Source organism: Rhizobium sp. P44RR-XXIV (assembly GCF_001999485.2).
Lineage (GTDB): Bacteria > Pseudomonadota > Alphaproteobacteria > Rhizobiales > Rhizobiaceae > Rhizobium.
Window position 1 is genome coordinate 1 of sequence record NZ_MPVZ02000009.1, and the last position, 1,138, is coordinate 1,138.

General features: G+C 58.3%; 1 protein-coding gene. It reads left to right on the forward strand.

All coding sequences use genetic code 11. The features are described from left to right. The coding region (locus BSK43_RS00065) for a hypothetical protein (protein ID WP_205910569.1) at positions 1–995 on the forward strand (995 nt) is incomplete at its 5' end. Positions 996–1,138 lie beyond the last annotated feature (143 nt).

Here is a 1,138-nt window from a genome sequence, read left to right on the forward strand (position 1 = left end):
CGCTCTCGGCCCTGCCGGCGAAGAAGGAGTTGTTCGAGTATTACCGCGACCATTTCGAGATCTGGCTGGGCAACCTCAAAAACTACAAGAGCAAGACCGATGTTGGTCGCTTCCCCGGCAAAGAAGTGATCGAGCAGGCGCTGCTCAGTTTGCAGCGCCTCTTGAGCAATACCGACAGCGTCGACTTCTTCAAGGCCGTGGTCGACAACAAGGACGACTACCTGGATCTGGAGGAGGATTACCGCGACCTCTATGAGTTCTTCACCAATCAGCTGCATACCTGGCAGCAGCTGCAGCAGGCCCTGCGTCGCTTCGACAAGAACAAGCCTGTCCTGGAAAAGAACGATAAGGCCCGCACGGCCCTCCTTGAGCTGCAAACTATTGAGCAGAACGCCGCCCCCTACAACCAGCTGCACAAGGTGGCTGGCTTGGTGGAAGCGGTAGAGGCGATCAATACTGCGATCCTCACTGAGAAACGCGAACATGCCTTGGCTCGTGTCGACGAGAAGATTGCCCAGCTGCAGGCCGAAATCGCCAAGAGCGGTATCGATACTACGGAGTTGAGCAACCGCCTGCTGCGCCCGCTTCAACTGGTCAAGGCGGATCTGGAGACCGAAACCAGCATCGCCAATATCTACCTGTTGCAAACCCAGACTGCCGACGAGCGCCTGCAGGACGGTGTGTTCGAGCTGGAGCGCGCCATCCAGGCCGAAGCCGAACGCCAGCAAAAACTGCAGCAGGAGCAGGTCAAGGCTGCACAGGCCGCCAATTCGGCCAGCGGCGTCAACGAAGATAGAGCGCCTTCCTTAACACCAACACCTAAACCGGTAGCACCGCCCAAGCCGGTGGTCGAGGTGGCCGCCACCAGCGTATTCAACAAGCTTGGCAACGGCCTGTATCTGGAAAGCCAGGGCGATATCGACCGCTTTATCGACGTCCTCAAGGCGGAGCTGGAAAGCGTCATCCAGCAAGACAAGCGAATTCGTATCCGCTGACTCGGCGCAGTCAGGAGGGGGAGGCCATCTCCTGGCTCGCAGCTCAGCGTCAAGGCCAGCTCAAGAAGAATTAGGGAATGCCTGCATGAACACCAACAACGTCAAACGCTACGCCCCCAAGGCGCGCACCGCCTTTATTGCCG